The 25,052-nt window shown below is 61.5% G+C and carries 25 protein-coding genes; 6 read left to right on the forward strand and 19 right to left on the reverse strand.

The features are described 5' to 3' along the window. Nucleotides 1-113: 113 nt before the first annotated feature. From E7T06_RS03150 to E7T06_RS03170, 5 genes are all read right to left on the reverse strand, one after another. Entirely contained in the window at nucleotides 114-569 is a 456-nt protein-coding gene (locus tag E7T06_RS03150; protein ID WP_240740819.1) for a hypothetical protein, read from the reverse strand. Continuing rightward, entirely contained in the window at nucleotides 566-1,081 is a 516-nt protein-coding gene (locus E7T06_RS03155; protein ID WP_136364401.1) for a type II toxin-antitoxin system antitoxin SocA domain-containing protein, read from the reverse strand. The genes E7T06_RS03150 and E7T06_RS03155 overlap by 4 nt, the downstream gene beginning before the upstream one ends. 376 nt (nucleotides 1,082-1,457) lie before the next feature. Beyond that, a complete protein-coding gene (locus E7T06_RS03160; protein ID WP_168733344.1) occupies nucleotides 1,458-2,846 on the reverse strand; it encodes an acetyl ornithine aminotransferase family protein in 1,389 nt (462 codons plus the stop codon). Between the two features lie 24 nt (nucleotides 2,847-2,870). After that, nucleotides 2,871-3,368, reverse strand: a complete 498-nt coding sequence (locus E7T06_RS03165; RefSeq protein WP_168733345.1) for a DUF4274 domain-containing protein — start codon at nucleotides 3,366-3,368, stop codon at nucleotides 2,871-2,873. A 34-nt stretch (nucleotides 3,369-3,402) separates the two neighbouring features. Then, complete coding sequence (locus E7T06_RS03170; RefSeq protein ID WP_136364403.1) at nucleotides 3,403-4,827, reverse strand: KamA family radical SAM protein; 1,425 nt, start codon at nucleotides 4,825-4,827, stop codon at nucleotides 3,403-3,405. Between the two features lie 180 nt (nucleotides 4,828-5,007). Between E7T06_RS03170 and E7T06_RS03175 the strand changes: the two genes are divergently transcribed. Next, complete coding sequence (locus E7T06_RS03175) at nucleotides 5,008-5,469, forward strand: Lrp/AsnC family transcriptional regulator (protein WP_136364404.1); 462 nt, start codon at nucleotides 5,008-5,010, stop codon at nucleotides 5,467-5,469. Continuing rightward, nucleotides 5,466-5,972 carry an endonuclease V gene (locus tag E7T06_RS03180; protein ID WP_136364405.1) on the forward strand — a complete coding sequence of 169 codons (507 nt, stop codon included), beginning with the start codon at nucleotides 5,466-5,468 and terminating at the stop codon, nucleotides 5,970-5,972. Before E7T06_RS03175 ends, E7T06_RS03180 begins: the two co-directional genes overlap by 4 nt. 7 nt (nucleotides 5,973-5,979) lie before the next feature. Here E7T06_RS03180 and trpD read toward each other — a convergent pair whose 3' ends face one another. From trpD to E7T06_RS03225, 9 genes are all read right to left on the reverse strand, one after another. After that, nucleotides 5,980-6,996, reverse strand: a complete 1,017-nt coding sequence (trpD, locus tag E7T06_RS03185; protein WP_136364406.1) for an anthranilate phosphoribosyltransferase — start codon at nucleotides 6,994-6,996, stop codon at nucleotides 5,980-5,982. 46 nt (nucleotides 6,997-7,042) lie between these two features. Then, a complete protein-coding gene (locus tag E7T06_RS03190) occupies nucleotides 7,043-7,687 on the reverse strand; it encodes an aminodeoxychorismate/anthranilate synthase component II (RefSeq protein WP_240740820.1) in 645 nt (214 codons plus the stop codon). Further along, entirely contained in the window at nucleotides 7,684-8,067 is a 384-nt protein-coding gene (locus E7T06_RS03195; RefSeq protein ID WP_136364407.1) for a four helix bundle protein, read from the reverse strand. The genes E7T06_RS03190 and E7T06_RS03195 overlap by 4 nt, the downstream gene beginning before the upstream one ends. Nucleotides 8,068-8,103: 36 nt before the next feature. Next, nucleotides 8,104-9,537 (reverse strand): anthranilate synthase component I, encoded by a 1,434-nt coding sequence (gene trpE, locus E7T06_RS03200; RefSeq protein WP_136364408.1) that lies wholly within the window; start codon nucleotides 9,535-9,537, stop codon nucleotides 8,104-8,106. A gap of 217 nt (nucleotides 9,538-9,754) precedes the next feature. Continuing rightward, nucleotides 9,755-10,048, reverse strand: coding sequence for a hypothetical protein (locus E7T06_RS03205; RefSeq protein ID WP_136364409.1), 294 nt, complete (start codon nucleotides 10,046-10,048; stop codon nucleotides 9,755-9,757). Continuing rightward, complete coding sequence (locus E7T06_RS03210; protein WP_136364410.1) at nucleotides 10,035-12,020, reverse strand: 1,4-alpha-glucan branching enzyme; 1,986 nt, start codon at nucleotides 12,018-12,020, stop codon at nucleotides 10,035-10,037. Before E7T06_RS03210 ends, E7T06_RS03205 begins: the two co-directional genes overlap by 14 nt. A gap of 333 nt (nucleotides 12,021-12,353) precedes the next feature. Next, nucleotides 12,354-12,989 (reverse strand): imidazole glycerol phosphate synthase subunit HisH, encoded by a 636-nt coding sequence (gene hisH / locus E7T06_RS03215; RefSeq protein WP_136364411.1) that lies wholly within the window; start codon nucleotides 12,987-12,989, stop codon nucleotides 12,354-12,356. Further along, nucleotides 12,986-13,606, reverse strand: a complete 621-nt coding sequence (hisB, locus tag E7T06_RS03220) for an imidazoleglycerol-phosphate dehydratase HisB (protein WP_136364412.1) — start codon at nucleotides 13,604-13,606, stop codon at nucleotides 12,986-12,988. The genes hisH and hisB overlap by 4 nt, the downstream gene beginning before the upstream one ends. Before the next feature lie 152 nt (nucleotides 13,607-13,758). Next, nucleotides 13,759-14,217, reverse strand: a complete 459-nt coding sequence (locus tag E7T06_RS03225) for a TetR family transcriptional regulator (RefSeq protein WP_240740821.1) — start codon at nucleotides 14,215-14,217, stop codon at nucleotides 13,759-13,761. A gap of 938 nt (nucleotides 14,218-15,155) precedes the next feature. On the opposite strand from E7T06_RS03225, the gene E7T06_RS03230 reads away from it, so the two are divergent. The 3 genes from E7T06_RS03230 (at nucleotide 15,156) to ddrA (ending at nucleotide 18,553) form a co-directional block, all read left to right on the forward strand. Further along, nucleotides 15,156-16,742, forward strand: coding sequence for a S8 family peptidase (locus E7T06_RS03230; RefSeq protein WP_136364413.1), 1,587 nt, complete (start codon nucleotides 15,156-15,158; stop codon nucleotides 16,740-16,742). Nucleotides 16,743-16,899: 157 nt separating this feature from the next. Continuing rightward, nucleotides 16,900-17,766, forward strand: coding sequence for a serine protease (locus E7T06_RS03235; protein WP_136364414.1), 867 nt, complete (start codon nucleotides 16,900-16,902; stop codon nucleotides 17,764-17,766). Nucleotides 17,767-17,953: 187 nt separating this feature from the next. Beyond that, nucleotides 17,954-18,553 (forward strand): single-stranded DNA-binding protein DdrA, encoded by a 600-nt coding sequence (ddrA, locus tag E7T06_RS03240; RefSeq protein ID WP_136364415.1) that lies wholly within the window; start codon nucleotides 17,954-17,956, stop codon nucleotides 18,551-18,553. Nucleotides 18,554-18,744: 191 nt separating this feature from the next. On the opposite strand, the gene E7T06_RS03245 is transcribed toward ddrA, so the two are convergent. Further along, nucleotides 18,745-19,311 carry a PadR family transcriptional regulator gene (locus E7T06_RS03245; RefSeq protein ID WP_136364416.1) on the reverse strand — a complete coding sequence of 189 codons (567 nt, stop codon included), beginning with the start codon at nucleotides 19,309-19,311 and terminating at the stop codon, nucleotides 18,745-18,747. A gap of 82 nt (nucleotides 19,312-19,393) precedes the next feature. Between E7T06_RS03245 and E7T06_RS03250 the strand changes: the two genes are divergently transcribed. Then, on the forward strand, nucleotides 19,394-19,861 hold the full coding sequence (locus E7T06_RS03250; RefSeq protein ID WP_136364417.1) for a DUF4188 domain-containing protein: 468 nt from the start codon (nucleotides 19,394-19,396) through the stop codon (nucleotides 19,859-19,861). 118 nt (nucleotides 19,862-19,979) lie between these two features. On the opposite strand, the gene E7T06_RS03255 is transcribed toward E7T06_RS03250, so the two are convergent. From E7T06_RS03255 to E7T06_RS03270, 4 genes are all read right to left on the reverse strand, one after another. Further along, a complete protein-coding gene (locus tag E7T06_RS03255; protein ID WP_136364418.1) occupies nucleotides 19,980-20,609 on the reverse strand; it encodes a class I SAM-dependent methyltransferase in 630 nt (209 codons plus the stop codon). Continuing rightward, complete coding sequence (gene hrpB, locus E7T06_RS03260) at nucleotides 20,610-23,126, reverse strand: ATP-dependent helicase HrpB (RefSeq protein ID WP_136364419.1); 2,517 nt, start codon at nucleotides 23,124-23,126, stop codon at nucleotides 20,610-20,612. Nucleotides 23,127-23,525: 399 nt separating this feature from the next. Then, the gene (locus tag E7T06_RS03265; RefSeq protein WP_136364420.1) at nucleotides 23,526-24,191 is read right to left on the reverse strand and encodes an HAD family hydrolase; all 666 of its coding nucleotides are present in this window, start codon (nucleotides 24,189-24,191) and stop codon (nucleotides 23,526-23,528) included. Further along, nucleotides 24,188-24,871: an SDR family oxidoreductase gene (locus tag E7T06_RS03270; RefSeq protein WP_136364421.1), complete on the reverse strand. Its 684-nt coding sequence runs from the start codon at nucleotides 24,869-24,871 to the stop codon at nucleotides 24,188-24,190. The genes E7T06_RS03265 and E7T06_RS03270 overlap by 4 nt, the downstream gene beginning before the upstream one ends. Nucleotides 24,872-25,052: the final 181 nt, after the last annotated feature.

Genomic DNA, 25,052 nt, shown 5'->3' on the forward strand with positions numbered 1-25,052 from the left:
AGCAGAAAAGACTCTCCCTCTCCACTTGTGGGAGAGGGCCTTGCGAAGCAAGGGGTGAGGGGGCCACCTCAAGGCGGACTCGCCACATGCTCTGAACTGGTTTGAGTTTCGTCTCAGCCTGCCCGGTCTGCCCCTTTCGGTTCATCGGTTCGTTCTGGGGTGCTGCGCTCTGGCCCCTGCGGATACAGCCAGCGCAAGAAGACCAAAAATAAACCGATCACCGTTGCTGTGCTGGTCGTCAAAAAGGCGATGACCACGCTGCTTTCCAATTTAAAGGGCGAGCCTTTCAAGGTTCCCCAGCCTACTGCCAGCGTCAGCACCACGTCGGCCACCAACCACGTTCCCGCAATCAGAAACACAGCGCTCCCAATCCATAGCCGCCAACGGTACAGGGCACGAAATTGGTTGAATTCTTCGGTACGGCGGGCCAGATCCAATTGCCGCTGCTGCTGCGTGCGTTGTTCTTCGCGGTGTAGGCCACCTTGCAGGGTTTGCACGAGGGTTGAGGGCGGGGGAGAAATGGGCGTCTGCGTGCCAGATGTTTGGGTGCTGGGCGGCTCTGAGGTCACGCGCCGCGCAGGAGATCCACGTAGTACTCACGGGTAATCTCGTTGGGAATCAGGTCGTTGGAGAGGCCGTAGGTTCGCGCCCAAGGGCTGCCTTGCAGATGCGTGAGGTTCGACAGTTCCTCACCGCTCTTTTGCCCATACGTAGCCCAGATGCCCCGAATCAAATTCAGCGCGTCTGCGTCGTCTTCCAGTCGGGGTTCGGCTGCCGACACGGGCAACGTTTCACGAATAGGCTGCCGTCCCAGCGTGCGCCAATGCTCCCACAGCCGGGGGGCCACCGGGCCGCGCTGCCACGCATGAAAAGTGTTGTAGGTCAGTGGGCGGCCCATCAGCGCCAATGCCCACCCATGCGCGATAAACACCAGTTTATTCACCTGCATCTGCGTCAGCGTGCGGCCCTCTGCCCGTGCCAGTTCCAAAAAGGCATTCGCCACCACCTCAGCGGCGTACCCGGTGCGGGCCGGGTCGCCGTAGGCAGGTGCGGAGGGAGATTCAGTCTGGATGGCGGTCATGGGGAATCCTCCTTTTTGGGGGGCGAGATTGAGGGGCTAATGCTTGCGCCGTTCTGACCACAGCGTAACACGGGCAGAGTAAAAAGGTTTGAGAGCCGGATCTGATTCAGACCAAGCCCTCAATGAAACCCCCCAGTCTGCTTTGCGGCCAGCCCCCTTCGAGGGGAGCACAACAGCAATTGTCCTCCCCTCAAGGGGGGCGTTGCAAAGCAACGGGGGGGTTCACCTTCCAAGTCAAATTTGAGCCGCGTGTAAACCCCCCAGTCTGCTTCGCAGCCAGCCCCCCTCAAGGGGAGCGCAACAGCTTATGTCCTCCCCTCAAGGGGGGGCGTTGCGCCAGCAACGGGGGGGTTCACTTTCCAACTCAAATGAAAATTTACCCGCCCAATCCCCGCAAAGCCGCCCGCATAATTTCCAACCCCGTTGCCGCCTCTTCGCGCGTCAGCGTCAGCGGCGGGCTGATGCGGATCACCGATTCACCGCAGTCCAAGTTCAGTAGGCCGCGCTCGAACATGGCCATGCTGGCCGCGTCACGCAGTTTGCCATCTGGGGAACCATCGGGCTTTACAAACTCCATGCCGATAAACAGCCCCTTGCCGCGCACGTCGCCCAAAAACGGGAACTCGGTCTGCATCTGTCGAAGCTCGCTCAGAATGTAGTCGCCCACCTGCGCGGCGTTGGTCATCAGGTCGGAACCGCAGCCGGGGTGCTTGACCACGCCTTCCAGCAGGTCTAGCGTGGCGTGGGCGGCGGCGGCGGCCACCGGATTCCCGCCGAAGGTGCTGCCGTGCGATCCCACCGGCCACGTCATCACACTTTCTTTGGCAAGCATGGCGCTGATGGGCATGCCCGACGCGATCCCCTTGGCAATCGTGATGATGTCGGGCTGCACGCCGCCGTATTCCTCGAATTGCTGAAAGCTGAACATTTTTCCGGTGCGCCCCATGCCCGACTGCACTTCATCAAAAATAAGCAGAATGCCGTGCTGGTCACACAAGCCGCGCAGCTTCTTCAGGAAACCCATCGGCGGAATGATGTAGCCGCCTTCGCCCTGCATCGGCTCGATGATGATCGCGGCCACTTCATCGGCAGGAATGACGGTGGTAAACAGCAGCTTGATGTGATCCAGCACGGCGTCGCCACACCATTGGGCGTCGCTGCCCAGCGGTGGGCGGAAGGGGTTGGGGTACGGCACGTGCGACACGCCCGGCAGCAGTGGCCCGAAGCCGCGCTTGTAATTGGTTTTGCTGCCGGTCAGCGTAATTGCGCCGTAGGTGCGCCCGTGAAAACTGCCCAGTGTAGAAATGATGTGCGTGCGCCCGGTGTGGTTGCGGGCCAGTTTAACGGCGGCTTCCACTGCTTCCGCCCCGCTGTTGCCAAAGAAGGCCCGCCACTTCTCGCCCGGCTTTTCTACGTGCGCGATCAGGCGTTCGGCCAAACTGGTTGTAATTTCCTGCGGGTAGTCGGTCAGGCACACGTGGGTAAACTTGGTGATTTGCTCCTGCACAGCCTTCACGACATGCGGGTGCGCGTGTCCGGTGGTGCTTACGGCAATTCCCGCGAAGAAATCCAGCATGGTGTTGCCGTCCACATCGGTCAGCCAGACGCCCTCGCCATGATCGGGGACGAAGGGGTAAGGGCGCATGTAGGACGTAGACAGGTGCTTGCTGTCCCGCTCCATGATGGCGGCGGTTTTGGGGCCGGGAAGCGGAGTTTTGAGGATGGGTTGGCGGGGTTGGGTTTTAGGTTGGGGGATGGTGGTCATAAAAACTCCTGAGTGCATGCAGATTTATTCTTCGTCTTCATATTCCTGCTCAACTACGGCGTTGATCTCTAGGGGCATCCCTTCTACCCAGCCTTCGGGCATATTCATCACACCAAACTGAGTTCCAGCTAAGGCGTTCTTCACACCAGCAGGCAGAGATTCAGCGTGAGGTTCTCCGGCCACCCAATCGTAGCCGGGCCTTTCTAGGATGCCAATCGGCGTAGGGTCGTTTCTGGGGTCGAACCCCACAGCAGTTTTGCGGTAGAACCCACCCAAGAATCTCTGCTGTAGGCTTTGCAGAACATCAAATTGGTCTCGGCTGTGATCTGGCACCTGTTCCCGCGTCTGATATTGAGCGTAAAACCCTGCTCCCGAATACCAATAGATTGCCAAGGCCGCCGCTTCTGGGCAGGTAGGCTGCTCGATCATCCACTTGATCAACTGACCATTACCGTCATAGTTGGAATCACAGGCGAACCACAGCCAAGCATCATCAGGGGCATTGGGCAGGAATTCGATCATGAGGCGGGCGTAAGTCTCCATGCCCTATTCTCGCTCAGTCCCCACTCATCGGCACCTGAACCATCCCATCCGGCGCGGTGTCCGTGACACTTACCTCTACGCCGATCCCGTGCGCGGCCCATTTGTCTTCGCGGCTGTTCAGGCGGTGCTGCGTGGAGCCGGGGCGGTGGCGGCTTTCGGCAAACTCTTTGGGTTCAATGGAAATGCGCTCGCCTTCCATCAAGCCGTAAATTCCGCTTTGGCCGGGTTCCTTGCGCTGCCATTCCGGAGGCACGGCCATATCTGGCCCGGTGTAGTCGTTCGGCTCGCTGTAGGCGGCAATGTAGCCTTCAAAGTTGCGGAGAATCAGCTTGTCGGGGCTGTGTGAGAGGACGTAGTTGGGGGCCACCGGAATCTTGCCGCCGCCACCGGGTGCGTCTACCACGTAGGTGGGAATGGAATAGCCGCTGGTGTGCCCGCGCAGGCTTTCCATAATTTCCAGCCCCTTGCTGACGGTAGTCCGCAGGTGACCCGCGCCGTGCACGAGGTCGCATTGATAGATGTAGTAAGGCCGCACGCGGATTTTGACCAGTTCGCGCAACAGCTTTTGCATGATGACCGCGTGATCGTTCACGCCGCGCAGTAGCACACTTTGGTTGCCCAGCGGCACGCCCGCACGCGTCAAGCGGTCGCAGGCATCGGCCACTTCCGGCGTAATTTCGCGGGGATGGTTCACGTGAATGTTCATCCAGACCGGGTGGTTTTCGCTCAGCACGTCGCAGAGTTCCTGCGTCACGCGCATGGGCATAAACACGGGCACGCGGGTGCCGATGCGGATGATTTCGATGTGCTCGATCTTGCGGAGTTCGGCCAGCAGGCGGCCCAGCACTTTGGGCGCAAGCGTCAGCGGATCGCCGCCCGACAACAGCACGTCGCGGACTTGGGGCGTGTTGCGGAGGTAATTCAGTTGCGCTTCGTACTCGGCAGGATTAAACGTTTCGCTGGGGTCGCCCACGATTCGGCTGCGGGTGCAGTAGCGGCAATAGGAGGCGCACTGCGTCGTCACCAGCATCAGCACGCGGTCGGGGTAGCGGTGAACAAGGCCGGGCACGGGCGAATGCTTGTCTTCCGCGAGGCTGTCTTCCATCATCGACATAAACGGCTCTAATTCGTGATGGGTCGGGATGACTTGCCGCCGCACCGGGCAAGTCGGGTCTTCGGCGTCCATCAGACTGGCAAAATAGGGCGTGATATCCAGCCGGAAGATGCCTTCTGCGCTGGCTCCGATGCGCTCGGACTCGGTCAGGCGGATCACTTCTTCCAGCTCGGCTACCGTATTGATGCGGTTCTTTAGTTGCCATTTCCAGTCGTACCACTGCTCGTCGGGTACGTCGGCCCATTTGGGGGCGCGGTGGTTGCGGGGCAGCATCATTTGGGAGCGGGTGGTGGCTTGGGGGTGCAGGGTATGGGCACTGGGCATGGACGCCTCCGGGGTGTCTGGGAGAAGGAAAACGTGATCTGATTGACCTTTATTCTGGCTGCCCAGCGTGCCCTTTGGAAGGAGCGCACACCGGGCAGAGCAGCGGGTCTGGCGCACAGAAAACTCTCAAACGCCATGCTGGACTTTTCATATGCCAATACAGGGTGCTAGGCTGCATGGATGAAGCATTCCGGCGGGTCGCTCGATCCTCTTGATCACCGTATTTTGGGAGAACTGCAAACCGATTCCCGCCTGTCTATGCGCGAACTGGGCAGGCGCGTGGGCCTCAGCGCTCCCGCCGTGACCGAACGTGTGCGCCGCCTAGAAGACGCCCAAATTATCCTCGGCTACGGTATTCGCGTGGCTCCCAAACCACTGGGCCGCACCATCACGGCCTTTATTGGCGTGCAGGACAGCGGGCGCAACGATCCGACGCTGGTGCGCTGGGCCACCCGCAGCGATAGCGTGCTGGAATGCCACTCGGTCACGGGCGACAATTCCTGCATCCTAAAGGTGGCGGTGCCCGATGTAGGCGCACTGGAAACCATGCTGGGCGAACTGATTCAGATGGGTTTTACCTGCGATACCAGCATCGTGCTGAGTACCCCGCTGGAAGGCAAGCTGATGCTGCCGCCGAAGTGATTCTGGCCTGCGTAGACGTGGATTACCGCGAAGATGGCAGCGCCCGCACCGCCGCACTGCTGTTTGAAAATTGGGGCGACGCGCAGGAAACGGAGGTCAGGCTGCACACTGTCCCGCAGACCGCGCCCTACGTACCGGGGGCGTTTTATAAGCGGGAATTGCCCTGCTTACTGCCTGTGCTGGAGCCGCTGGCCCCGCAACTGGCCGCAGTCGTCATAGATGGTTACGTGACGCTAGACGCACAGGAAAGCCCCGGCCTAGGCTGGCATCTGTTTGATGCGTTGGGTGGGGCGGTTCCGGTGATTGGGGTGGCTAAAACGGCTTTTCGGGGGTCGGCTCATGCACAGGCGGTGCAGCGTGGGTCGGCCATTCGGCCCCTGTATGTCACCGCCGCCGGAATAGACGTGCTGGACGCAGCAGAGCATCTGCGGCAGATGGCTGGCCCTCACCGCATCCCAACGCTGTTGGGGCGGGTAGACCGGGCGTGCCGGGAAGCCGTCTGAGACAAGTCTAGGCCAACGTTTCCCCCCGCGTAAACGCCGCGTACCGCTGCAACAACTCCCACGCCGCCCCGCTTGCCATCACCGCCCGCGCCTGCGCTACGCCTTCGCGGATGCTGCCCACCTGTCCGGCCACGCACAGGGCCGCCCCCGAATTCAGGGCCACGATGTCGCGCTGGGCCGCTGTTCCGCCACCTGTCAGGAGGGCGCGGGTAATCTCGGCATTCTCGGCAGGCGTGCCGCCCACAATCGCCTCTTTGGGGTGCAGGCTCACGCCCACGTCTTCAGGATGCAGCACCGAATCGGTGAGTTCTCCGCCGTGCAGCGTGGTCAGGGTATTGGGGCCGCTGACCGTAAATTCATCCAGCCCGCTGCCGTTGACCACCATCGCGCCTTTGGTGCCCAGCAAGCGCAACACTTCGGCCATCGGGCGCGTGAGGGCGGGGCTATACACGCCCACCACCAAATGAGTGGCCCCTGCGGGATTAGACAGCGGGCCCAGAATGTTGAACACTGTGCGGGCCGCCAAATCAGCGCGAATGGGCGCGGCGTGGCGCAGGGCAGGATGATAGTTGCGGGCGAACATGAAGCCCACGCCCAGCGTATTCACGGCCTCGGCAATCAGGTCTGGCCCGGCGTCCAGATTCACCCCCAGCGATTCCAGCACATCGGCACTTCCGGCGCGGCTGCTGGCGGCCCGGTTGCCGTGTTTGGCAACGGGGACGCCTGCTCCAGCCACCACAAAAGCCGTCGTGGTACTGATATTGAAGGTGTGCGCCCCGTCGCCGCCCGTGCCCACCACGTCTAACAACACTTCACGCGGGGTCACGTTCACGCGCACGGCGTTTTCGCGCATGGCCTGTGCAAATCCGGCAATTTCGGCAGGTGTTTCGCCGCGCACGCGCAGGGCCGCCAACGCCGCCGCCAAGCGCACGCTGCTCACGTCGCCCGCCATCACCTCGCGCATAAAGCCCGCCGCCTCTTCCTGCGTCAATTGCTCGCTGTTCATCAGGCGGGTGTGAATCATAACAACTCCGATGGAGTGGGGGCGCAAGCTCTTGCAAAATCCGAGATCATGCCCCTACCTTAGCCGCTTGGTGTTGCCGCACCACGTCCAAAAAGTTGCCCAGCATCGCCATACCGCCTTCCGTGGCAATGCTTTCGGGGTGAAATTGCACGCCGTACACGGGATACTCGCGGTGACGCAGCGCCATTACGATCTGTTCCTGCGGGTCTTGCGTCCACGCCGTCGCCACCAATTCGGGCGGTAAGTCGCGCACCACCAGCGAGTGATAGCGGGTCACGGTCACGCCGTTTGCCAGCCCCGCGAACAGGCCGGAGCCGTCGTGCTGCACGGGGCTGGTTTTGCCGTGTACGGGCAAGATGGCCCGCCCCACCCGTGCCCCGAACGCCTCGCCAATGCTCTGATGACCGAGGCAGACACCTAGCATCGGCACGCTTGGCCCCAACTCCCGAATCACATCCACGCTCAGGCCTGCTTCCAGCGGCGTACACGGCCCCGGCGACACCACCACCGCATCCGGGTTCAGCATCCGCACCTGCTCCAGCGTAAATTCATCGTTGCGCCACACGGTCAGTTCGCAGCCCAGTTCGCCAAAATACTGCACGAGGTTGTAGGTGAAGGAGTCGTAGTTGTCGATCAGAAGGACGCTGATCGGATCGTGGATCGTGGATCGTGGATCGTGGTGGGAAGTCACAGTCGGGTCTCCTGATAAGTAATGAAACGGTTCAAACGTTTGAAGAGGCGGTCTAAGTCTGTCAGGATCGTGGTTGTGGCAGGCAGGTCGCCGTATTCGAGATGCAGAGCCAGATGAAGCAGGGTATGGAGTTCGTAGGCACTGCCCAGCGCAATACGTGTGAACCGCATGATTTCGCGTGGCGATCCGCGCCCAACGCCCTCGGCAATGTTGGCCGGAATAGATACGGCGGCACGGCGGGCTTGTGAGGTCAGGCCGTAAATCTCTTCTCTAGGCCACACTTTACTGATGCTGTACACGCCTTCAGTCAGGGTCATGCCGTCGCGCCACACTTCCAGTCGTTTCAAACTTCCCGGCGAAGACTCGGCGGGAACGGTCATGCCCACCCAATCCACGATCTACGATCCACGATCCCTTCACAGCCCCCCTGCCGCCATCTCCACCGCCCGCATCAGTGCCGCCGCTTTACTGCGCGTTTCCTGCTCCTCGCTGGCGGGGTCGCTGTCGGCCACGATTCCGGCTCCGGCCTGAATATGCACTTTGCCGCCCGCAATGACCATCGTCCTCAGCGTGAGAGCCATGTCCAAACTGCCGTCGAAGGCGATGTAGCCGAAACTTCCGCCATACGGCCCGCGCCGGGTGGGTTCGAGTTCGTCGATAATTTGCATGGCCCGGATTTTGGGTGCGCCCGACACGGTGCCCATCGGCAGCACGCTGGCAAGGGCGTTCAGCGGGGTTTGGCCTTCCCGCAACTGGCCCGTTACGGTGGACACGATATGCATGACGTGGCTGTACTTCTCGATAGAAAAGGCGTTCTGCACGCGCACGCTGCCGTAGGTGCTGACCCGGCCAATGTCGTTGCGGCCCAAGTCCACCAACATCAGATGTTCGGCGCGTTCCTTTTCGTCGGCCAGCAGTTCAGCGGCCAGTGCGGCGTCCTGCTCGTCGGTTTGGCCGCGTACCCGTGTACCCGCGATGGGCCGGGTGATGATGGTCTGGCCGTCGCTCCTGAGCAGGCTTTCGGGGCTGCTGGCCACCAACGTCACGTCTCCAAGCGCCAAATACCCCAGATACGGGCTGGGATTCACTCGGCGTAGCGCCCGATACAGCGCGAACGGATGCACCGTCAGGTCGGCACTAAACCGTTGCGAGGGCACCACCTGAAAAATGTCTCCAGCGCGGATGTATTCCAACGCCTGCTCCACGGCGTCCATGTACCCCTGCGGCGTGAAGTTGCTGGAAAACTGCGGCGCGTCGGTGGCTTCTGTGCCGGGAATCTCGGCGGGCAGTGGCCCCCGCAGCTTCATCGAGAGAGTGTCGGCCTGCGCTTCGGCCTCTTCCTGCGCCTCAGCAGTCGCCACCGCCAGCAACCGGTGCCGCAGGTGGTCGTAAATCACCACGCCACGCGGCGCGATAAACAGGGCGTCGGGCACCTGCAGTTCGTCAGGGTTGGTGTCGGGCAGGCGTTCGTAGGCGCGGATAATGTCGTAAGACGCGTAGCCCACCGCGCCGCCGATCAGGGCGGGCAGTCCGGCGGGGACACGCACGGGCCGGGTCACCGAGTGATACAGGCGGGCCAGCGGATCGGCTTCCGCGCCCTCGTAGTCGCCAAATGCGCCTGTACTCCGCACCTGTCCGGCGTGGTACTCAAAGCGCCCGCTTTCGCCCACGCCAATAAACGAGTAGCGGCCCAATTTCTCGCCCGCCTCCACACTTTCCAGTAAAAAGCTGACGCGGTCGCCCTGCGCCACCTTCAGGTACGCGGTCACGGGAGTGTCCAGATCGGCATTCAGTTCGCGCACAGCCACCTTCAGGGCGGTGCGTGGGGCAGGAAAAGAAGGTGCAGTCATGTGGCTCCTTGGATGGGGGAAAGGATCAAAAGAAAACGCGCCCAGTGGATTGATCTCCACTTGGGCGCGTTGCAGTCGGCAAAAAAGGACAGCGCGGCTTAAGCCCAAGCAGAGCTGGGCCACCACCACGCACCGGTTACGGTCATGCCCGCATAGTAGCGCGGCGAGAGCCAGAGCGGGAAGGCGTGTTTAGGCACGTTGCCCATCCCCCCAACGCTCAGCCCCCCGGCTGATTCGAGGCCACATAGAACAGCAACCCAATCAGGATCACGTCGAAGGCCCAACTGGCCGGACGGCGCAGGTTCGGGTCACGGCGCGAGCGGAGAAATTGCACGCCTAGCCGCGCCATGAGCAGCACGATGACTAAATAGGGACTAGGAGTCGGGCCGCCCAGCAGGGGAAGCAGCAGCGCCAAAGCCACCAGCCCCAGCAGCCCGAAACTGGCGACGGTCAGGGCGTCGGGGGCACTCTTGCGGGGCGGCTCAGAGTTGGGCGGCTCAGACGGGTTCAATGGACGTGACCTGCAAGGATTTGGGCAGCATGGCTTCTATTTCCACGGCCTTCTTCGGCGCGGCTTTGGTGGTCAGGGCGGCGGTGGCTTTGGCGGCCTCATCTTGCACCAGCTCCAAAACCACCACACTTGTCGGGGGCAGATTCAGGCGCAGATGGTGGCTCTGGCCGTTCCACGCTTCGGCTTTGGCGCTCAGGTCGGGTTGCTGCGTGCCGAAGCCGCCGTATTCGCCGTCATCGGTACTCAGCAGCACGCGGTATTCCCCGGCTTCGGGCACGCCCACTGGGTACAGGTCACGGTACACGGGCGTCATGTTGGCGACTACCAAAGACCACGCTCCGCTGTTCGGATCACGGCGGATATAGGCGTACACGCTGTTTTCCACGTCGTCGGCGCTGATCCACTGCAACCCTTCGTCCAGCGTATCGCCCGCGTGCCAGTCGGCGCGGCCCACGTACAGGGCGTTCAGGCGGCGCACCAGATTCATGATGCCCCGGTGATCGGGCACGTCGGCCAGATGCCAAGGCAGGCCTGCGTCATGGTTCCATTCGGTGGGCTGGGCAAACTCCTGCCCCATAAACAGCAGCTTTTTGCCGGGCGTCGTCCACATCATCGCCAAGAAGGCGCGGTAGTTGGCCCGCTGCATGTACCAGTCGCCGGGCATTTTCGCCACCAGCGACTTCTTCAGGTGTACCACTTCGTCGTGGCTGATCGCCAGCACATAGTTTTCACTGGTGCGGTAGGCATTGAAGAAGGTCAGGGCGTGGTGGTGGTACTTGCGCCACAAGGGGTCTTCTTCAAAGTAACGCAGCGTGTCGTTCATCCAGCCCATCGCCCACTTGTAATCGAAGCCCAACCCGTGCGGAGAAGGCGTGGTGACGCCCGGAAAGCTGGTGCTTTCTTCAGCAATGATCATGCAACCGGGGGCCAAGTGGTGCGTCACTTCGTTGAGGCGCTTGAGGAAGGCAATCGCTTCTAGGTTTTCGCGGCCCCCGTGAATGTTGGGAATCCATTCGGTGCGCGAAAAGTCCAGATACAGCATAGAAGCCACCGCATCGACTCGCAGGCCGTCCACATGGAAGTCTTGCAGCCATTTCAGAGCGCTGCCCACCAAAAACATCACGACTTCGTTGCGCCCATAATCGAAGATCAGGGTGTTCCAGTCGTTGTGGTAGCCCTTGCGCGGGTCGGCGTATTCGAACAACGGCCCGCCGTCGAAATTGGCGAGGCCCGCCGTATCGGTGGGGAAGTGGCCCGGCACCCAGTCCAGAATCACGCCGATATTCAGCGAGTGCAGATGATCCACGAGGTATTTGAAATCTTCGGGGCTGCCCATTCGGCTGGTGGGCGCGTAATACCCCGTGACCTGATAGCCCCACGAGCCGTCGAACGGATGCTCCATGACGCCCAAGAGTTCCACGTGCGTGTAGCCCATATAGCTGGCGTATTCACCGAGCCGGTGGGCAAAATCACGGTAATTCAGGAACCAGCCGTCGTCGCGCTTGGCCCACGAGGGCGCGTGAACCTCGTACACACTCACCGGGCGGTCAAAATTCTGGGTGCGGGCCTCCATCCATGCGCCGTCCTGCCAGTCGAAAGGCTGATCCCAGACGATGGAACTGGTGCTGGGGCGCACTTCAAAAAAGGTGCCGTAAGGATCCATCTTGTCTTCGGTCAGGCCGCTGGCCCCCGTCACGCGGTACTTGTAGCGTTGGCCGTGCAGGGCGGCAGGCACGAAGGCGCTCCAGAAGCCGAAATCGAGGCGCTGCATGGCGTTGTCGAACCCGTTCCAGCCGTTAAAATCGCCTACCACACTCACATGCTGGGCGCTCGGTGCCCACACGCCGAAGCGCACGCCTGCCACGCCGTTTTCGGTGACTTGGTGTGCACCCAACATCTGGTCGGGGCGCACCAGATCGGAGGTCACCAGCTTTTGAAGATGCTCATGATCTAGCGGCAGGGTTTGGCTCATGAAGGGAGTGTAGCCGGAAGCCCCCTCTCCACAGAACGCGGCGTGCATACGTCCGCCAGATATGAAGACTTTATTGAGGATTGTGTTGCTTCTGTCTTCAATACCTCAAGCTCTTCAGCGGCTTTAGTCTCTTACAACCTATTGACTCTTGCTTGGCTTGGCAACAGCTTGTGCACATTGAGTTGGGAGGTGAACCCCCCGTTGCTGACGCAACGCCCCCCCTTGAGGGGAGGACAACAGACTTTTCGCTGCCCTTGAGGGGGGCCGTCTGCACAGCAGACTGGGGGTTCGCCCGGAACCGTCAAGTTTGGACATTGCTCAGCCGTACAGGAATCAATACGTTTCTAGGACATTGCGCCGGAAGCGTTCCAAAATAGCCAGCCCCACCGCGCCGCTCTTTTCCGGGTGAAACTGTGTAGCGTGCAGATTGCCCACGCTGAACGCCGCCCAGAACGGCACGCCGTAGTCGGTCAGCGCCCCGTGATCGACCTTGACGGTGGCGGGAACGTAATAGCTGTGCACAAAGTAGGCGTGGGCCGGAGCAGGCAAACCACGCAGCAGGGCGCTGTCGCCCACGCTCTGCATCGAATTCCAGCCCATTTGCGGCACTTTGCGTTCCGGCGCGGCTTCAAACTTGCGAACGGTGCCGGAGATCAGGTTCAGCCCTGCTACGCCCGGCGCTTCCTCGGAGTCGGTGAGGAGCATTTGCATGCCCACGCAGATGCCCAAAATGGGCGTTCCCGCGTGCGCGGCGGCCAACACAGGCGCGTGGAATCCGCTGCTTTCGAAGGCCTCCATCACTTGCCGGAAGTGGCCTTGTCCGGGTACCACCACCGCCCGCGCCCCCGGCACATCGGCGGGATCGGCGCTGACCTGCACGCGCATTCCGGCCCGCGCCAAGGCTTTGGCGGCGCTGCGAACATTGCCCGCGCCGTAGTCGAGGAGAAGAACCTCTGGTTGGTCATTCATAGCGATCCTTTGGTACTCGCCACCTGATCGGACGTGACCTGTACGGCGTCGCGCAGGGCACGGGCAAAGGCTTTCATAATCGCCTCTATCACGTGGTGCGCCTCACGGCCTGCCAGCACGCGCACATGCAGGTTGGCCCCGGCGTGGTTGCAAAACCCCCGCAAGAACTCCCGCAGATGGTAGTGGGTCATGCCGCCCGCCGTGCCCCACACGTCCAGCGTTTCCGGCTCGAAGGCAAGGTGGGCGCGGCCCGACAAGTCCAGCACCACATGGGCCAACGTTTCATCCATCGGGACGAAGGCGCTGCCGTAACGCTCGATGCCTTTGCGGTCTCCGAGTGCCTGCGACAGTGCTTGCCCCAGCGTAATCCCAGTGTCTTCGATCAGATGGTGAGGCTCTATGTGCAGGTCTCCGGTGGCCTGAACAGTCAACCCCATTCGGGAATGCCGGGCCAAAGCGTCCAGCATATGGTCAAAAAATCCGTGCCCGGTAGAGGGCGGCGAGAAAGAAACACTGTCCAGATTCAGGTCTACCGTGATGTCGGTTTCGCTGGTGTGGCGGTTGACCCGGCTGGTGCGGCCAGAAGCCGGGAGGGGAGAGTCAGGCGTGGCGCTCATACCTCATGCTACGGCGGATAGGGAAGGTACGCGGGCCGCAAGATGGACAGCATGGATGCCGCACACTTCCTGACACTTCCCAAAACGCAACGAGCCAAACTGCCCGAAGACAATTTGGCTCTAAGTTGCTGCCAACCTATTAAGCGAGAGGCTTAGATCAGTTCGCGCAGGCCACTTTCCTTAAAGATCGTGCTGCCGATCAGGGCGGCGCAGGCGGGCCAGTTGCCGTCATCAGGGGCGGGCTGCCCAGTCAGGCGCGATTCCAGAATCTGCACAAGGCGGGTGGCTTCCATACGCTCGTCTTCGCTGGCGTCGGCCAACACATGGGCATGACGAAGAACAAGGGCAGCTTCCTGCGTATTGTCGCGGTTCTCAATCACTTCTTTCAGCAGAGCAATATAAAGCGCGGCAGCATTATCGAAATACAGATAAACGGTGCCTTTGCTCAGGCCTGCTTCACGGGCAGCGGCATTCACACTCCAGCCTTCTGCGTGGTGCAGCGAGGCGAGAGTGGCGTCGAGGAGGCGAGTTCTCATGGCGGCTTTGGCCTGCGGCGAGCGGGCGCGGGTACGTTTGGAGCGTTCTTCTGTCATTCCTTCAGATAGTTTCATATTAGACCGCCTTTCTGCTGAACACTGTTTCAGTTTTTTCGGCTGAACAATGGGTGACTTAGCGCATTGATTAGATTCTGCACCTTGGAATTGAAAATAGCTATCCAAGTGTGTGAAGCCGAGTTTATATCTTAGCCTGATCTCCGGTGGGAAAGTTCACAACATTCAGCCGCAACAGGCAACAAGGGAAAGCGCGGTGACCAGATTGCGAGCTTACGCCTCAATTCACACTGACGCCGTCACATTAAAGGGCTTAAAGCCGGAAATGACTGGTACGTTCTCAATTTTCAGCTTGTCGGATGCAAACCTAAATCTTAAAAAGCACACGGCGTCACCTTCATAGGGCGCTTACTAAATTACTCGCCAGTGTGAAAGATCCAACTTAGTCTGACTTATCTCTAGGGCCAGCGAAGTGAAATACTCCACATGGCTAATTACTGAAGCCACCATTCCAGATGACTGTGCAGACTGTTGAGCTTTGTGGAGCACTTCTTAATCAATAGTTGAGCTTCGTTACGCCAGATTGTAACAATTATCACGAGGATTGAAAGTGTTGTAAGAATTGATCTTAAACGATCCTGCTTTGTGAAAAATACTTCTGCTTATTGATCTATTGCACCCGTTCTATCTAAGACCTCTGTGCATTAGAAAGCGAGATATGCGAGCGCATTTATTGAGAGGTTTTTACATCACACCTTACTCACAGCTAAACATTGTACGATTTCCGTCAAACTCTAATAGAGTAAATAACATTCATTTATCTTTTCGAACGGCAGCGTTATATATATTCTGAGTTTCACATGTAAAACTTCACGTTTCATTTGATAAGTTGTCTAGCCTTTTGTGACTAGGGAACGATTCTAAACGTGATAGACCTCCCGCGTCGGCATAACTTAACGGTTCCACCCGCATTCCATCTACCTTTTGGAGGTTTTGTGATGGCACGTCTGACCCCTATTGTTTCGGCCTGCACTTTGTCGCTCACCCTGCTCCTCGCGTCCTGCGGCTCCCAGCCCACCGAACCTGTCAGCGCCGCTCCCGACGCAGCTCAGGCCAGCGGGCCTAGCCGTGCAGACCGCGTGGAAGCGCCCTTGCTCGGCACGGCCAACCCAGACGCCATTCCCGGCCAGTACATCGTGGTGATGAGTGAAGGCAGCGTGAGCGGCCTAAGCGCACAAGGATTGAGTGCCCAGAATGCGGGCAGCCTGATTCGTTCCCTGTCGCTTGACCCTCAGGGCGTGACGGTGCAGCAGGTGTACACGCAGGCCATCGAAGGCTTTGCGGGCAAGCTCAGCGCCCAAAACCTGCAAACGCTACGGGCTGATGCAAGGGTGAAATATATAGAGCAAGACGGCGTGGTGCGGGCCAACGCTACCCAAACGGGCGCGACGTGGGGTCTAGACCGCATTGATCAGCGTGATTTGCCCCTCAACGGCAGCTACAGCTATACCAATACGGGCAGCGGCGTCACGGCCTACATCATCGACACAGGCATCAATACCACGCACACCGAGTTTGGCGGGCGGGCCGTCTGGGGCACCAATGCCAGCGGCGACGGCAACAACTCGGATTGTCAGGGGCACGGCACACACGTAGCCGGAACGGTGGGCAGCGCGACTTGGGGCGTAGCCAAGGCCGTGAAACTCGTAGCCGTGAAGGTGCTGGACTGCACGGGCAGCGGCAGCAACTCGGGCGTGATTGCGGGCATCAACTGGGCTGTAGCCAATAAGACAGGGCCAGCAGTAGCCAACATGAGCCTCGGCGGGGGCGCGAGCCAAGCGGTAGACGACGCTGTGAACTCGGCTGCCTCACGGAATCTGGTGATGGTGGTGGCCGCAGGCAATGAGAACCAGAACGCCTGTAACGTCAGCCCTGCACGCGCCGCCAGCGCCATAACGGTGGGTTCTACCACTCGCACCGACGCCCGCAGTTCGTTCAGCAACTTCGGCACCTGCGTCGATATTTTCGCCCCCGGCAGCGACATCACCAGCACTTGGATCGGCAGCAACACCGCCACCAACACCATCAGCGGCACCAGCATGGCGACTCCGCATGTGGTGGGCGCAGTGGCCCTCTTGCTGCAAAGCACGCCCAGCGCCACCACCAGCGCCATTACCTCCAGCCTGATCAGTGCCAGCACGCCCAACAAGGTCACGGGCGCAGGCACGGGCAGCCCCAACCGCCTGCTGTTTACGGGCACAGGTGGCGGCACCACGCCTCCGCCCACCGGCACGACCACCACCTACACGGGCAGCGTCAGCAGCCGCACCAGCAGCTACAAACCCGGCACGGGCGGCTTCAGTTATGCGGGCGGCACCCTCAAGGGCAACCTGAGCGCGGCCAGCGGCACCGATTTTGACCTGTTCCTGCAAAAATTTAACGGCAGCGCGTGGGCCGATGTGGCTAGCAGCGAGGGCGGCAGCAGCACCGAAGCCATTACCTACGCAGCGGGCAGCGGCACCTACCGCTGGGAAGTGTACGGCTACAGCGGCAGCGGCAACTACACGCTGGTAGAAACCAAATAAGGCTGAGGCGGGGCTGACAGAGAAGCGCACAGTCAGCCCGTTTGACCTGCATCTCTTTGACTGTTGTTACAAAAAGGCATGGGCTGTGCAGCAGCGCGAATGTTGCACAGCCCATGCCTCTGCCTAACCCTGCCCACCACATTCATCAGGAGAACCCATGATCCGTCCTACTTTGCCCCGCTTGATCTCCCTCATTACCCTCGGCTCATTGGCTTTGACGGCCTGCAACACGGCCAGCGTGGTTCCCGCTGCTACCCTAGACGCGCCCGCTGAATCACAAACTGTAACAGGCACCGAACTGGCCTTTTCAGGCCTTCAACCCCAAATCGTGTACGGCACGGTCACAAGCGTGTCGACTCGCCCCTATCAGGTCAGCGTGACGCCTTCCAACTCGTTGGCGGGCGGCTGGTGCGGGGGCACCTTGATCAGCAAAGATTGGGTGCTGACCGCCGCTCACTGTGTCGAGGGTCAATCGACAGCCAGCATGCGGGTGCGGGCCGGAATCAACGACCTGACCACCAGCAGCGGGCAACTCAAGTCGGCTTCGCGCATCATCTTGTATCCCGGACGCTCGGCCAGCAGCGACGCCTACGATATCGCGCTCATCAAGGTCAGCAGCGCTTTCGTATTGGGAAGCACGGTGCAGCCTGCCGCCTTGCCCGGTAGCACCGCCGAGAGTGTGCTGGACGTGAACGGTAAATCGGCCACGGTCAGCGGGTGGGGCAAGACCGAAACGGGCGCGTCCAGCCCCCGTGCCCTGCGTGAAGTGACCATTCCGATTACGCCCACAGGGAGCGACTGCGGCACGCGCCCCGGCAACACCATTTGCGGCAAGTATTCGGCGGGCCGCGACTCCTGCAACGGCGACAGCGGCGGCCCCCTTGCCGCGCCCTACAACGGCAAAATGTACGTGCTGGGCGTGGTCAGCTACGGCCCAGTCGAGTGCCGAGGCTACGGCGTGTATACCCGCGTCAACGGCTACATCAACTGGATCGCTCAGCAAACAGGAATTGCTGCTCAGTAAACACAGAGAACCGTTCGGTACAGCAACAATGCAGGAAGCGGGATTCGGCGTGTGGGTGCGCCTGAATCCCGCTTCCTGCTTGGTGTTTTAGCGGCTCTATGAACGTGAAGACTGGATGTGCAAAATTGGAACTCTGGCAGACCCGTTCTGTCTTGACCGTAATCACATTCTGTTATAAACTAAATGCATGAAGCTGAGCGATGTTCAGAAACGACTCCAAGCCCCGTTTCCCGCTCATTTGGTGGCGTGGAAACCGCAAGCCTTCACCAAAGACCGCACCCGCGCCCTGATGTTGGCCCACGTGGATGCCCGCGCCGTCCAAGACCGCCTCGATGCCATCTGCCCCGATGGCTGGACATTCGAAATCGAAGTGATCGCCGGAGCCGCCCGCCCCACCGTGAAAGGCCGCCTGACCGTGCTGGGCGTCATTCGTGAAGACATCGGAGAAGCCCCCGAAGGCGACCTCGGCACGTTGAAGGCCGCCAGCAGTGATGCCCTGAAGCGCTGCGCCGTGCAATTCGGCATCGGGCGCTACTTGTACGACCTGCCCAAAGTTTGGGTCGACTGGAACGACAGCCGCCGCGAACCCGTGACTCCGCCCGAACTGCCCGAATGGGCACGCCCTGACCACGAGCGCAGCCCCGGCGGAGCGCACTTGGTGCAGGCGATGGAGCAACTGCGTTACGAGTTGCCCGAAGACCTCGACCTTCAGCGCGAAGTGTACAAGCACCTGAAGGCCGCGCTGGGCAGTATTCACCCCGGCCAAGGCGCAGGGCAGGCCGCATGAATTCTCCTACGCCCCGCCAAACCGGACTGGTCATGCTGGCCGTGTTGGGCCTGATGTTGCTGGGCGGCGCGATTGCCGGAATGCTGTAAGAGTCAGGATAAATTTACCCCGCTTGCCGTGTAGTCGGTAGGCGGGGTTCTTGTTGGGTGGCGAACCATGATTGGGCCAAGTGATCTGACGAGGGCCGACGCTTAGGCCAGTAATTCGGCCCAAAATGCCAAGCTCGCCCGCTCGTACAGCAGCCCCATTCGGAGTGGCTGGGCTTCAAAGCTGCCTTCTGGCACACACGCCGCCCGATCCTCGTATTCGGCTAGGCGGGCGCGGTGCAAGTCCAGTTGCTCCTGCGCCAGTTGCGGCAATAGTTGCGGTGGCCCCTGCCCGGCAAAAAACAGTTTGAGAAGGCCAGCGTCCCGCAGTTCGGGAAACCCGGCGGGCCGCGAGAGCCAGTGTGCCAGCGCCGAACGCCCAGCCACCGTGATGCTGTAGGTGCGTTTGCGCCGCCCGCCGTCTTCTTGGGTTTCTTCCAGCAGCCCCAATCCCACGAGGCGCTGAGGTTCGGCGTAGAGCTGAGAGCGCGGAAATGTCCAAAAATAGCCCACCGATTCGTCGGCCCAGCGCTTCAGATCGTAAGACGTGCCGGGGCCGCACTGACCCAGCAGCCCCAGCACGATGTAAGCCGAGGGGCCGAGCGTGGCCTGTCCGTTTATACCAGCAGCATCGGCGGCAACAGGGGCGAGAGAAACACTTGCATCTGACATAGCAAGAGCATACACTCACTTCAGACCGTCCAAAGTAGACCATTCAGAGTGGAGGGTGGCTTGCGGCGAAGGAGAAGACCAAATGAACCCGACAACACGGCTGACGGCAGAATTAGACGGCGATTTCGTGGTGTTCCTGATCGGCTTCCGCATCAACACGTTGTGGCGGGTTTCGGCTTGGCTGCCTGTGTTCCGGGCCATGCCCAAAATGCTGAAGGAACTGGCGGAACATCCAGAAATGGGCCTGCTGGGCGGGCGCTTTGCAGGCATGACGCTTATTCAGTATTGGCGCAGCACCGAACACCTGAACGCTTATGCCCAGTCGCGCCAGAACGAGCATCTCCCGGCTTGGCGGGCCTTCAACCAAAACGCCCGCCGGGCCAAAGGCGCAGTCGGCATCTGGCACGAAACTTACCGTGTAGCAGCGGGCCAATACGAAACGGTGTATGTAGATATGCCCGCCTTTGGGCTGGGGCAGGCGGGCAAGTTGGTGCCTGCCAGCGGGCGGCGCGAAACGGCGGCGGGGCGCATCAGTTCACCTGTGGTGTGAGGGGCGAGTATCCGGGCAACCCCCCCAGTCTGCTGTACAGCCAGCCCCCCTTGAGGGGAGCGCAAAAGCGCAGTTGTCCTCCCCTCAAGGGGGGGCATTGCGTCAGCAACGGGGGGGTTCACCTTCTCCCGCCATCCCCTTTTTCCAGCACAAACAGCGTATGCGCCACCCGCACCCCATAGTGAGAAGTCCAGTCTTGCTCGTGCTGCACGCTTAAGCCACACGCCGCAAACAGGGCCAGCCACTCCGCCCGCGTGTGCTCCTGCTGCGGGTGATTCCATTCCAGATTCATCAGGGCGTCGGCCCAATGTGATTGGCTGCCCGTGTCTTCCAGCACCAGCACGCGCCTCCGCGACACGCGCACAGCTTCACGCAAGACCCGCTCCGGGTCAGGGCAATGGTGCAGCACGAAGGCCAGCAGCACGGTGTCGAAGCTGTCATCGGGGAAAGGGACGGAGTGGCCGTCATAGCTGTGGCGCGGCAGGCTGTACTTTTGCGCCAGCAGCGCGGCAATCGGTTGGGCGATCCAGCGTTGCCCGAACGCGCCGGGGTGGGGCGGCACATCCAACAATGTGACATGAAAGCCGTGCCAGAGCCTCAGCAGCGCGGCGGTGTGGCCGGAGCCTGCGCCCAAGTCGCACACCTGCCCGCCTGAAATGTGCGGCGCGATTCGGCTCGCCAAATCTGCCGCCCGCCGCCACGCGACTGGGCCGTAGAGGGCGGCGGCGATGGAGGCCCAGACCCGCACCTACACGCCCCGTTTTTTGATGCCTTTCATCGGCGCGTGCGTCCAAGGATCTTCGGGCCAAGGGTGCTTGGGATAGCGGCCCCGTAAGTCCTTGCGAACCTCGAAATAGCTGGAATTCCAGAACGAACGCAAATCCTGCGTGACCTGCACGGGGCGTCCGGCGGGCGACAGCAGATGCAGCAGCACGGGCGTCCGGCCCCCATTCACGGTGGGCGTTTCGGCCAGCCCAAACAATTCTTGCAACTTCACCGCCAAAATCGGCGCGTCGCTAGGGCGGTATTCCAGCCGGATGCGGCTTCCGGTGGGCACGCTTAGGTGCGTGGGGGCCAATTCGTCCAGTTGCGCGGGCAGCGGCCAAGGCAAGAGGGCTTGCAGCGCGGGCAGCAGGTGAATGCGCCCCAAATCCTCGCGGCTGCGGGCACTTCCGAGATGCGGGCTAAGCCACGTTTCTAGCGTGTTCAGCAGCGCCTTATCAGATAGATCGGGCCAGCTGTCATCAGGCCGCCAGTGCCGCACCGATTCCACACGGGTGCGAAGTTGCGCGGCTTCCGGTGAGAAGTTCAGCAGATGCAGCCCCTCGGCGCGGATGGCTCCGGTCAGTGCCCCGGCCCGCGCCCCGGCAGGTAGGTCACGCAGAGGTTGGCTGCCCAGCACCAACGCGCCTACCCGCTGTTGCCGTTCGGCCAGCAGCGTGCCCGTGCGCGAGTCCCAGCGCACCACATCGGCAGCCTCGGCGCGGGCTTCCAGCGCGGCGCGGTCTAATGGGGCGGCCAGAAATATCCGGCCTTCTGCACTGCCGGAATATTTGGGTGCTGCGCCGGGTGTGGCGTCCAAATGGGCCACCGCCAACGCTGAAGCCCCGGCCAACGGGTCGCCTTCAGGAAGCGCCGCGCCTTGCCCACCTGCCAGCAAAAAGCGCCCGCGTCCGTCTTCACGGGCCAGCGCCGCCCGTTCGGGGTAGGCCAGCGCCACCAACGCGCCCACGTCGTAGCCGTCCGGGGAACTGGAATCGGGCCGGACTTTCAGCAGCGTGCGCCACTGTTTTGATAAGCGTTCTACTCGCTCCAGCACGGCTACGTCTGCCGCCGTGCGCTCGCCGCGTCGCCACGCCCGCAGTGCTGCCACCCGTTCTGTCAAGTCGGCCCCAGAACCGGGGGGCAAGGGGTCGCGTTCTTCCAGCAGGGCGGCTACATCGGCGGCCAGTGCGCCATCTTCAGCCCCATTCAGCAGGTGCGCCAAGCGGGGATGCGTCGGGAAGTCCAACAATCTTGCCCCCGCTGCCGTCACCCGTCCAGCCTTGTCCAGCGCGTCCAGATCGTGCAGCAACGTGCGGGCGAGGGCCACGCGGGGGGCGGGCGGCACGTCCAGCCAATTCAACGTGGCTGGGTCGGGCGTGCCCCACTGCGCCAATTCCAGCGTCAGCGGGGCGAGGTCGGCTTCCAGCACTTCCGGCAGGCTGGCGGCGGGCAACAGGGCATGCGTGCGCTCGCTCCAGAGGCGGTAGGCCACCCCCGGTGCGGTGCGTCCGGCCCGTCCTGCACGCTGCGTGGCACTGTCCCGCGTGACCCGGCCCGTGACCATGCGCGACAGCCCCGATGCCGGATCGAAGCGCTGGGTGCGGCTTTGCCCGCCGTCGATGACCACCCGCACGCCCGCGATGGTCAGGCTGGTTTCGGCAATAGAGGTCGCCAGAACGACTTTGCGCCGTCCATCTGGGTCAGGCAACAAGGCCCGCCGTTGCGCCGCAAGGGGCAAGTCACCATACAGGGGCAAAATTGCGATTCCCGCCGCTTCCAAGTCGGCCAGTTGGCCCGCCGCCCCGCGAATCTCACGCACGCCCGGTAAGAAGGCCAGAATGTCGCCGGGGTCGGCCTCTAGCGCCGAGCGCACGGCCCGCCTCACCGCGTCTTCTACCCGCCCAACCGGGTCGGCACTGAGGTAGCGCATCTCCACCGGGTAAGCCCGCCCCGCGCTCTCGATCAGCGGGGCATTCAGGCGGGCGGGCAAGTCGGCGTTCAGGGTGGCGCTCATGACCAGCACGCGCAGGTCGTCGCGCAAGGCTCCCTGCACTTCCCGCAGCAGGGCCAGCGCCAAATCAGCGTTCAGGCTGCGTTCGTGGAATTCGTCCAGAATGACCAATCCCACGCCCGCCAGTTCAGGATCGCGCTGCAAGCGGCGGGTCAGAATGCCCTCGGTCACGACTTCTATGCGCGTGGCCGCCGACACCCGCGACTCGAAGCGCACGCGGTAGCCCACGCTCTGGCCGACTTCTTCGCCCAACGTTTCGGCCATGCGGGACGCCACCGCCCGCGCCGCCACCCGCCGGGGCTGAAGCATCACGATGGTTTGGCCCGCCAGCCAAGGTTCGTGCAAAAGTGCCAGCGGCAGCGCCGTGCTTTTGCCCGCGCCGGGAGGAGCCTGCACCACCACCAACCCCTGATCTTGCAGCGCCGCCCGCACCGCTGGAATCACTTCGGCAATCGGCAAATCGGTGGGCGGCAGGGGAAAAGCGGACATGACGGCGATCATGCTAGCGCGGGTGGGCGGGGAGAGGAATAGAACGCCTGTTCAGCAAATTGTGACACTCACGCTGTCCTGCAAGGGACGCGGCGCATGACAACCGGGGCAAGAGCGGGAACAGCACGGACGTGAAAGCGCCCGGAGTTGCGATCCAGGCGCTTCAGAAAAGGAGGTGATTTCCTTATGCCTAAACAACGTAAGGTTACACCAAAACGCCCGCGCAAGCCAATCAAGCCGAGTGACGTTGCTGCGGTCATAGCAGCGGTAGGCACTTTGCTGATGGGTTCGGGCTGATGGGCTTGGCGGCGGTTCTGACAGCCCTCTCGCGCCCCGGTTGCGTGTGCCTAAACTCCTACATTTGACGGCCTTTCTGCCTTTCAGCAGTTGGGCCGTTTCCTATGCCGGAACAGCCAGCCCTTCCAACTGCAACACGTCCCGCAAATCATTCAGCACGGCATCTGGCGTTTCCCCGCTCAGCGCATGTCCGGTGGGCAGGAAGGCCGCCCGCATTCCCACTTGCTGTGGCCCCCACACGTCATTTTTAGGCGAGTCGCCTACAAACCACGTTTCCGCCGCCGACACCCCCAATCGTTCTAGCGCTAGTGTGTAAATGCGCGGGTCGGGTTTGCTGAATCCGATATTTACGCTGTTCAGTACGGTGTCAAACAACGGGGTGAGGCCCAAGCGTTCTATGCATAGAGCTTGTGCGCCTGTCCAGCCCGTCAATCCGTTGGTAACGATTCCGGTTTGAATGCTGTTCGCGTTCAATCTGGTCAGGACATCAAGCGCGTGGGCCATCAGATGAGGAGCAGCCAGAAGCTGGGATTGGTAATCGTCCAGTAAGCTGTCGGAGTCGTGCAGCAAGCCAAATTCCCCTATCAAAATTGGGAAGACTTCCCGCTTGGGCCTATACCCATAATCATCCAACTCGGTAAACCGTTCTGCATACCCGGCGGGCAGCCCAAACCGTTCCATATGCCCGCTCAGCCAGCCTTGTACGGTGGCATTTCGGTCATGCAGAGTGCCGTCCAGATCGAACAGAACGGCGCGTACCGGAGTCAACGCGGCCCCGGACGAATGCTCAGGTCGGGGATGGTGGCATCACGCGGCAAGTTCAGTACGTTGCGTATGGCTTCGGCCACCGTTTCGGCCTGTACGAAGGCGACGGGGTCATACGTTGCGCCTTCCTGCCCGCGTACTTTGCGCTGCATTTCGGTGGCGGTGCGTCCCGGATAGAGGCTGGTCACCCGTACCCCATGCGGTGCTTCCTCGTCGCGCAGGGCGTCGGCCAAAGCTTTCAGGGCGTGCTTGCTGGCGGCGTAGCTGGCCCACTCTGCATTGGCCCGCAGGCCCGCGCCGCTGTTCACGAACAGAACCGTGCCGCGCTCTGCCCGCACACGCGGCAACAACAGCCGGGTCAGTTCAGCGGGGGCCACCACGTTCACGGTCAGGGTATGCGTCCACACCGCGTGATGCTGCTCGGCCACCGCGCCCAACTCCACCACTCCGGCGTTGTGAATGACGTTGGTCACGCGGCCCAGTCCGGCTACTGCTTCGGCAAATGTTTCGGGACGGGTCAGATCGAGGGCCAACGTTTCGCCGCCCACTTCTGCCTGCAATGTTTGCAGTTTGGCCGGGTCGCGTCCTACCAAAATCAGATCGTGTGCGCCAGCCAGAGCGCGGGCAAGGGCTGCACCGATGCCGCCAGTTGCGCCGGTGATGAGGGTTACGGGCTTGGTCATGGGCAGACGCTAGCGCACTTGGCGGGTGGAGGCACAGAAAACCGCCGCATCCGGCGAGGGCGTGCGGCGGTGGGTGAAGCTCAATCTTATTGATCCCTGTAAGCCTGAGCAACGTTCAAGAATTGCCGAGTGGCAAAGATTTAGCGTTGACGATTCGGGCAAACCCCCCAGTCTGCTTCGC

Origin of the sequence: Deinococcus sp. Arct2-2, from assembly GCF_004801315.1 — a bacterium.
Taxonomy (GTDB): Bacteria; Deinococcota; Deinococci; order Deinococcales; family Deinococcaceae; genus Deinococcus.